Origin of the sequence: Spongiibacter sp., from assembly GCF_041602295.1 — a bacterium.
In the GTDB taxonomy this organism is placed as follows: Bacteria; Pseudomonadota; Gammaproteobacteria; order Pseudomonadales; family Spongiibacteraceae; genus Spongiibacter.
On record NZ_JBFIGO010000114.1, the window covers coordinates 1 to 7,817 of the forward strand.

The window sequence follows — 7,817 nt, forward strand, 5'->3', positions numbered from 1 at the left end:
ATGGCGGTGTGGCCCAGCAACACCCCGCTCGGCTCGCCGGCCACGGCGGCGATAAACGGAGAGGAAAACTCAAAATCCTCGGCGTAATGCGAAAGTATGGCGTCGAGGTCGCGGCGGTTCCAGGCGGCGACCCACTCCTCGGCGAAGTGCTTGGCAAAGCGCGAATCAATCATCCGTTTTAATTCCACCAATAGCGGCCGCCGGAACCGGGCGACGGCAGGGGTTTAAGTCGCGCAGCCCGATTTTGTTAGATACCATACTTACAGTCCCAGTTGCGCTCGACCTAGCGACAGTGCCAGCTCCTGTATAAGCGAAAACGGGACATCGGAAATCGCGCCACCTAGCCTTTTTTAAGCTGAGACGTCACAGTTTTGTTTTTCATTGAATCGTGGAATTCATGCCCGGCCCATGATAAACCAAATGGAAGAACACTAATTAATCTTGACTCGGTTGAAGGTGAAACGATGGCTTCTGCATCCAATAGCCCAGCCTCATGCATTCGACGCAGATGATATGCTACGACTCGTTCATCATAGCCTTCGACTTCCATACGTTGGATAACAGAAACCTCCTCTCTTTCGGCAAGGATGTCGAGAATTTTCATCACCAATCCCAAGTCTCGTTTCACTGCTTGAGTCCTCTCTGTAACTAGCGCATTGCTCACCGGGAAATTAGGAGCACATTGTGTAATTTGTCCGGTGCAGCGATTGGTTAGACATTTTTCTCAAAATCTCTCGAGAGCATTTGAGATGCAGCAGAAGCTTCATACATGCCTACCCCTTTTATTTGCTTGGCTATTTCGTAGCCCTCATCTCGGAACTTAGCCAGCATTGAGCTTAGCTCAGTTAACTTACTAGTGTTCAGTACCATTCTAACTGCGGTTCCTCGGCATATATGTGGCAAATCAATATGCTCTTTTCCGTTTTCATCGAGATTTATTCCATGATCACCAGTACAAATTAAGAAGCTTCCACCCAAGCGGCATATTCTATTGATCATGTACAAGCCAAACCCGGAATTATGCCAAGGGTCATTGGTATCTACGATTGCTCCCTTATAGTTTTTACTTGAAATGGCCGGCATCAATGCTTGCTGAATAGCATCGCTATGCGTCTCTATCTGAACGTGAGGATTATCTTTAAGCGACGCCCTCAAACCTATGCCATGATCAATGATGGCAATCTCAACTTTGCTATAGAATGGCCAGTATTGAGCGCAGTATTCTATGCTCTTTGACTTGCTATGCTCATAAACATTACGCATTATTTCACGTATAGAAAATGTAAGAGCATCAACAAGATTTCCAGTGCTTTGTTGGGCCAATATCTCGGCAAGATGAGCTGATCTGCGCTCTATCACTTCTTGCTCTGCTTCCCATTCCTTGGTTGCTTCATCGACGATGGTTTGTACCCTGAGAATTGTGAAAGGTACAAATCTATCATTTCCATCAACACAGTTAGGCTCTCTTCCGTGCTTAAGCCCGAAGGCCCTAAAGAAGGCCATATTTGCTGCATAGTCTTTGGATTGATGGCCTTGGCAAGAAACGGTTGTGCCTTTGTTGCGCCGATTAAACTCCCTAATAAATTTAGCAACGTAAACCATAGTAAATGGTTCGATTCGTCCCATATTAGAGAAATCGATTACGACCTCATCTTCTCCACAGCAATGCTCAATTTCATCACAAAAACTGAATATTGCCTTTACATCACAAGTCGATGGATAACTAATTACTTGCACATTACCTCCGTATGCCTAATAGCTTGTTTATAAGGCCGCCGGCCTCACACTATTTATCGTCGGGCGGCCAGCTATCACCTTCCGCTATTTTCCCGCTGTCTGTAAGGACTTGCCTGCAAGCACAAAACTTGCGTGCGGAAAATTGGGGGTTGCCTTAAGTGGGCCACGGGGCACGCCGTTGTCGGCGCGCAGGGATAGTCGGTAGGGATAGGCAGTGAGCAGGGCGGTGCTGGCGATCATCGGGCTTACCATTCCTTGGTGGGGTTGTTGCGGCACAAGCTAGTGCGGTTGGCTATCGACAATACGGCGGCGGAAACGATTGTTCAAGTCTTGCGGCGCCGGTCAGCGTTAAACCCCGGTCAGCTAAAACTGCAGCCACAGGGGCTGGGCGGGGCTGCCGAAGCTGCCCAGGTATTGGCGCTCGACAAATTTGCCGTCGGCGTTGGTCAGTGGGTCGGTTTCGACTTCGGCGTAAAAGCTAAAGGGTACGCCGCGGTGCAGGCCGGCCTCGCCGATGTGCAGGGCGACTTCGTACTGGCGGTGGCCGCTGTGCAGGGAGGAGGTGCCGTAGGCGTAGTAGTACAGGCCCCAGTCGCTGATCGGGTATTTTTTCCAGCGCTCGTCGTCGCTAGTCGGCGGCGGGCCCTGCCAGTAAAAATCGGTTTGACGAATGCTGGTGACACCGGGGCCGCGGCCGATATGCAGGCGTTCGTTGACGAGGCCGTCGAGCAGGCCGGCATGGAAATACAGTCGCAGTTGGTCGTAGCCGTCGGCGCTGCGCTCGCCGGGCACGTCGCCGGCAATCAGCAGCCAGTCGCCCACCACTTTGAGATACAGGCGGGTCGGGCTGGCGTTGCCGCTGTCGTCGTCGCGGTTAAGCACGGCGGCGTCCTGCCATTCTCCGGCGGCCAGCACGCCGTTGATGGTGGGCAGGGTGCTGCTGCGCGGAATGGCGTGTACCTTAGCGCCGGTGGGGGCGACGCGTCGGGCGGCCTGCTGGCTGCGCGCGCTTTTAATTTTGCGTTCCAGCACGCTGTCGTCGTGGCGGCGGCTGGCGCTGCCGGCTTTGCGGTTTACATAGGACTCGCTGCGAATTTTGGCCGGGTAGAGGGCGGCAAAGCGGTCGTCGGAAACATCGGGGTTGAGCGGCGCGGCAAAGCGGCGGCTGTCGATGCTGCTGGGCAGGCTCAGGGCTTTGGGGGCGGCGGCGCTGGGGGGGCTGGCGTCGTCGGGCGTCTTGGCGGTGTAGGGGTTGCTTGCCGGGGGATCTTGCACCAGAAAGTAGTACAGGGCGCCGCCGACCAGCAGGGTGCTGATCAGTGCGGCGGCCACCGCGCCGCCGCGGGTTAGGCTGACCTGGCCCGGTTGGTCGTTGGCGGGTTGCTGGCTGAACAGATAGGGTTTGCGCTGTCGCAGGTCGGCGGCAATGGCGTCTATAGCGGCCTTGGCCTGTTCAAGGTCGCAGTGCTCGGCCTCGCGGTAGAGTTTTATCGCCTCGATGTTGCGACCCTGAATAATGGCTTTTTCTATATTGTGGGCTTGCAGGGCGCTTAGCGTCATAAGGCTTGCTCAAAGTGGTGTTAGCTTACGCCGCCTGTAGATGGCAGCGCCTGTATCTGCGCGAGCAGCTGGCGGTTGGTGTCTGCCGGGCAGCCGTAGTGCTCGGCTTGGCGGCAGAGATACCCCGTAATATAGTCGATTTCGCTGTGCCGCCCGGCTTCTATATCTTGCAGCATGGACGAGCGGTTCAGAGCGGTGCCACTGACCACCGCCAGTACTTGTTCGCGCAGGCCGTCGAAGCGCTCGGCCTTGCCCATGCGCCGGCCCAATTCCAGTATTTCGTCGACCACGCTGTGCAGCTGTTGCAGGGCCAGCGGATTGTCGAGCAATTCGCCATTGCGGCAGCGGTAGAGGGCGGTGAGCGGGTTGATGGCGCAGTTAATCGCCAGTTTGCGCCACAGTGCGCTGTCGATGTCGTCGGTGGCGGCCACCTGCAGCGGCCCCACGCTGAGGCTGGCGGCCAGCGTCTGCGCCGCCGGGCCGCCGCCGAGCAGACTGTGGCCGCGACCGGCGTGCACTAACTGAAAGGGCGCGGGGCGGTAGGCGCCCTCGGTGGTGACCGCGTGATAGCACTGCAGGTCGGGGCGCAGGGCGAGCAGTTCTTCGCGCACGCCCAGGCCGTTTTGCAGCAGCACGACGGTGGCGCCCTGGGCCAGTCGCGGGCTGATGGCGCTGACGGCGGCGTGGCTGTCGGGCGCCTTGGTGGTTAGCAGCAGGTGCTGGATAGCTGCGCCGGGCTGCTCGCAGGACTCGGCGGGTAGCGGCAGCAGCTCGGCGCCGGCACCTAGGGTGACGAGTAGGCCCTGGGCGCGTTGGTAGTCGCGCAGGCGTTCGTCGTTGCGCAGCAGCAGGGTGGCGGGGCGGCCGTGTTGGTAGGCATGGCTGGCCCACAGGCTGCCAATGGCGCCGGCGCCGAGAATATGCCAGTGGTCGTTTGCTGTGTTCATGGGCTCAGCTTACGTGATCGCCGCCATCGCAAGCAATTGCCGCGCTGTTGAGACGGCGTCGCCCTTGCTACACTTGGCAGCGCTAAAAACTGGAGGATAGGGCCCAATGCCGTCGTTTGATATTGTTTCCGAAGTGGATCTGCACACCTTTACCAATGCCTTGGATCAGTCGAACCGGGTAATTGATACGCGCTTTGATTTTAAGGGCGTGGACGCGCGCTTTGAGCGCGACGGCCTCAATGCGGTGATGTACGCCGACGCGGAGTTTCAGCTGACGCAGATGGAAGACATGCTGCGCAGCAATCTGATTAAAAACAAGATAGACCCCAAGGCCATGGAACTGGGCGATGTCGAGGGCGCCGGCAAGCAGGTGAAGCAGCGGGTGACGATGAAAAATGGCCTGGAGTCCGACCTCTGCCGCAAGGTGGTGAAATTGATCAAGGACAGCAAGCTCAAGGTGCAGAGCCAGATTCAGGGCGACCAGGTGCGGGTAACCGGCAAAAAGCGCGACGACCTGCAGCAGGTCATGGCACTGCTGCGCGACGCCGATTTGGAGCAGCCCCTGCAATTTAATAACTTTAGAGACTAGCCAGTGACAGCAGCGGTGGACGATGGCAGCGAGATACAGTGGTGGCGAGAAAAGCCGGTATGGATCATGGTGTTTCTGGGCTTTGCGGCGGGGGTGCCGCTGCTGCTGATTTTTTCCAGTTTGTCGCTGTGGCTGCGCGAGGCGGGCTTAAACAAGGCGGACGTGACCTACTTCAGCTGGGCCGCGCTGGGTTACTCCTTTAAGTTTGTCTGGGCGCCGCTGGTGGACAAGTTACCGCTGCCGCTGCTGAGCAAGATGCTTGGCCGTCGGCGCGGCTGGCTGCTGTTGGCCCAGTTGGCGGTGATCGCGGCCATTGCGCTGATGGCCTTGACCGACCCGCTGTACAATCTGCAGATGATGGCGGTGGCCTCGGTGCTGCTGGGCTTTTCTGCGGCCACGCAAGACGTGGTGATCGACGCCTACCGCATAGAGTCTGCCGACGAGCGTTTACAGGCGCTGCTGTCGTCGACCTATATCGCCGGTTACCGCATTGGCATGATTGCCGCAGGTGCCGGCGCGTTGTTTCTGGCGCAGGGCTTTGGTAGCACCCCTGAGGTGTACAGCTATGAAGCCTGGCGAAACACCTATTTGTGCATGGCCGGGGTGATGGGTATAGGGGTGGTCACCACCCTGCTGATTGCCGAGCCCTGCCCGACCAGAGCGGACCCCTATCCCTATTCAACGTCGGCCTACGCGCGCTTTTTTAGCGCCTTTGTGCTGGCGATGTGGGTGTTGGTGCAGCTGTTGCTGGTGTCGCCAGATACCCCGCAGTGGTATGACGGCGGCACCCAGAGTGTGTTTGCCTTTGCTTTCAATAGCGCCATCTTTGTGGTGGCGGCCGTGCTGGGCTTGCTGGTGTTTGTCGCGCTGCTGCGCGTCGGCTGGGTAGACCGGGCGCTGCTGCGCGAAAGTTACACCCAGCCGATTGTCGATTTTATTGTGCGCTACAAGGGCGTGGCGCTCTGGGTGCTGCTGCTGATCGGTTTTTACCGGGTGTCGGATATTGTGCTGGGGGTGATCGCTAATGTGTTCTATCAGGACATGGGCTATAGCAAGGCGGAAATTGCCAGCGTGACCAAGGTGTTCGGCGTATTGATGACCATTGTCGGCAGCTTTCTCGGCGGCTTTTTGACGCTGAAAATCGGCGTCATGCGGGTGCTGATGCTGGGCGCGATTTTGGTGTCGGTAACCAATTTGTGCTTTATGTGGCTGGCGGGAATTGACGCCGATTTGACTGCGCTGACGCTGGTGATTGCCGCCGACAACCTCAGCGGCGGAGTGGCGGTGGCGGCGTTTGTGGCCTGGCTGTCGAGCTTGACCAATGTGTCGTTCACGGCGACCCAGTACGCGGTGTTCAGTTCGCTGATGACCCTGTTCCCGAAGTTGATGGGCGGGTATAGCGGCGCGGTGGCCGAAGCGGTGGGCTACAGTCAGTTCTTTTTGATTGCCAGTTTGATGGGCGTGCCGGTCATTGTGCTGATTGCCTATCTGGGCCGGCGGCTGCGCTTTCGCTAGGCCTGAGGTTTTACGCTGTTAAGTGCTTGCTGGCCACGCTTCGGGCCAGCGGCAGCGCCGCCAGTGCAGCCTGCCCGAGGGCTCGGCGCTGCCTTCGGCAATGAGGCGTTCCAGCTGGCGCTGGTAGGCAGGTGAGCGGACGGGGAAACTGATTTTGCCCCGGGCGTTGACGACCCGCTGCCAGGGCAGGTTGCTGTCTGCGGGCAGCTGGCTGAGTTGGCTGCCCACCCAGCGGGCGCGGCCGGGCAGACCGGCGAGCTTGGCCAGCTCGCCATAGCTGCACAGCCGCCCGGCGGGAATTTGGCTCAGCGTCAGCAGCAGCTGGCACCGAGCCTGTTCAGTGGGCTCATTCTTCGCCAAGGCTGCGAATGCGCTCCCAGTAGTCTTCGTAGAAAAAGTCCACTTCGCCGGTTTCCAGTGAGTATTCGGCGCCGACCACCATCAATTTACCCTCGCTGATCAGCTGCTCCAGAGTGGATGAGCCGCTGCACAGGTGCTCGACCGAGCTGCGCACATTGGCGCGCACGGCCTGCTTGACCAGTTCCTCGGGATTGTTTTTCAGCTCGGTGGCCAGCAGGGTTTCCACTGCCGGGCGCACGCGTTTAACAATGGAGTGCAGGCTGGAGGTGGGGATTTTGGAGTTGCCGCTCAGCGCGTCAACGGTGGCCTTAACGGCGCCGCAGCGCGAGTGACCCAGCACCACCACCAGCGGAGTGCCGAAGTTGAGGGCGGCAAATTCCACGCTGCCAATGCCCGAGGGCGCCACCACATTGCCGGCCACGCGAATCACAAACAGGTCGCCCAGGCCCTGGTCGAAAACCAGTTCTGCGGGTACACGGGCGTCGGAGCAACCGAGGATGATGGCGAAGGGGCTCTGCTCTTCCACCAGTTCGGGTTTTTTGTTGACGATGCAGGCTTCGTTGTCGCCCAGCTTTTCGACAAAGCGGGCATTGCCTTCTTTCAGGCGGGTGAGGGCTTGCTGGGCAGTAATCATTGTGTACCTTTGCTGTTGCAGTCAGTGAGTCTATAGCCAGTCGCTGATCAGTACGCCGAAACCGACGCTTTGTAGCGAGTTGTTGTATTCGATAAGGCTTTCGCCGTAACCGTTGAAATATTTTACATAGGCTTTGATCTTGGTGCTAATGGGGAAGCTCCAGCCGATCTCGACGGCGCCGCGATTGTCGCTGCGCAGATTGTTGCGCAGCATGACGCTAAGTGTGCGGTCGCGCCACTGGTAAAAGCCCATCCACTCGAAATTGCCCAGATAGAACTCAATATCGCGGTTGTCGTCGTCTTCGGCGGCTTCGGGAATGCGGTACCAGGGCTTGAAGGTCATCGCAAAGCGGTCGCGCTCGAACACCATATTGAGCATGATGCGGTTCCAGCTGCGCGATAGCGGTTCGCTGCGGCCATTGGACTGGTGGTTGAAAATTAACTGGTTGCCGACATTGCGAATGCCCTGCCACTGC

The 7,817-nt window shown here is 58.1% G+C and carries 10 protein-coding genes; 2 read left to right on the forward strand and 8 right to left on the reverse strand.

Annotated elements, in window-relative coordinates:
* The 5 genes from ABYM29_RS13660 to ABYM29_RS13680 form a co-directional block, all read right to left on the reverse strand.
* A partial coding sequence (locus ABYM29_RS13660) for a nuclear transport factor 2 family protein (RefSeq protein ID WP_372865339.1) occupies positions 1-173 on the reverse strand: 173 nt, incomplete at its 3' end.
* Positions 174-340: 167 nt separating this feature from the next.
* Positions 341-664, reverse strand: coding sequence for a DUF2513 domain-containing protein (locus ABYM29_RS13665; RefSeq protein WP_372865329.1), 324 nt, complete (start codon positions 662-664; stop codon positions 341-343).
* Between the two features lie 47 nt (positions 665-711).
* The gene (locus ABYM29_RS13670; RefSeq protein ID WP_372865330.1) at positions 712-1,737 is read right to left on the reverse strand and encodes a hypothetical protein; all 1,026 of its coding nucleotides are present in this window, start codon (positions 1,735-1,737) and stop codon (positions 712-714) included.
* Positions 1,738-2,100: 363 nt separating this feature from the next.
* Positions 2,101-3,297, reverse strand: a complete 1,197-nt coding sequence (locus ABYM29_RS13675) for a hypothetical protein (RefSeq protein ID WP_372865331.1) — start codon at positions 3,295-3,297, stop codon at positions 2,101-2,103.
* 20 nt (positions 3,298-3,317) lie between these two features.
* On the reverse strand, positions 3,318-4,244 hold the full coding sequence (locus ABYM29_RS13680) for a 2-dehydropantoate 2-reductase (protein ID WP_372865332.1): 927 nt from the start codon (positions 4,242-4,244) through the stop codon (positions 3,318-3,320).
* Positions 4,245-4,350: 106 nt separating this feature from the next.
* Here ABYM29_RS13680 and ABYM29_RS13685 point away from each other — a divergent pair, with 106 nt between their 5' ends.
* Both ABYM29_RS13685 and ABYM29_RS13690 read left to right on the forward strand, forming a co-directional pair.
* Positions 4,351-4,833, forward strand: coding sequence for a YajQ family cyclic di-GMP-binding protein (locus ABYM29_RS13685; protein ID WP_372865334.1), 483 nt, complete (start codon positions 4,351-4,353; stop codon positions 4,831-4,833).
* A 3-nt stretch (positions 4,834-4,836) separates the two neighbouring features.
* Entirely contained in the window at positions 4,837-6,348 is a 1,512-nt protein-coding gene (locus ABYM29_RS13690; RefSeq protein WP_372865335.1) for an MFS transporter, read from the forward strand.
* Between the two features lie 18 nt (positions 6,349-6,366).
* Here ABYM29_RS13690 and ABYM29_RS13695 read toward each other — a convergent pair whose 3' ends face one another.
* The 3 genes from ABYM29_RS13695 to ABYM29_RS13705 form a co-directional block, all read right to left on the reverse strand.
* Positions 6,367-6,708, reverse strand: coding sequence for an MGMT family protein (locus tag ABYM29_RS13695; RefSeq protein ID WP_372865336.1), 342 nt, complete (start codon positions 6,706-6,708; stop codon positions 6,367-6,369).
* Positions 6,695-7,342, reverse strand: a complete 648-nt coding sequence (locus ABYM29_RS13700; protein WP_372865337.1) for a carbonic anhydrase — start codon at positions 7,340-7,342, stop codon at positions 6,695-6,697. The genes ABYM29_RS13695 and ABYM29_RS13700 overlap by 14 nt, the downstream gene beginning before the upstream one ends.
* Positions 7,343-7,372: 30 nt before the next feature.
* Positions 7,373-7,817: phospholipase A (locus tag ABYM29_RS13705; RefSeq protein ID WP_372865338.1), on the reverse strand; the 445-nt coding region annotated here is incomplete at its 5' end.

Bases quoted from the DNA above. Each gene is read 5' to 3' on its own strand.
- ABYM29_RS13700 (WP_372865337.1), bottom strand. From the start codon at position 7,342: ATGATTACTGCCCAGCAAGCCCTCACCCGCCTGAAAGAAGGCAATGCC.
- ABYM29_RS13675 (WP_372865331.1), bottom strand. From the start codon at position 3,297: ATGACGCTAAGCGCCCTGCAAGCCCACAATATAGAAAAAGCCATTATT.
- ABYM29_RS13680 (WP_372865332.1), bottom strand. From the start codon at position 4,244: ATGAACACAGCAAACGACCACTGGCATATTCTCGGCGCCGGCGCCATT.
- ABYM29_RS13685 (WP_372865334.1), top strand. From the start codon at position 4,351: ATGCCGTCGTTTGATATTGTTTCCGAAGTGGATCTGCACACCTTTACC.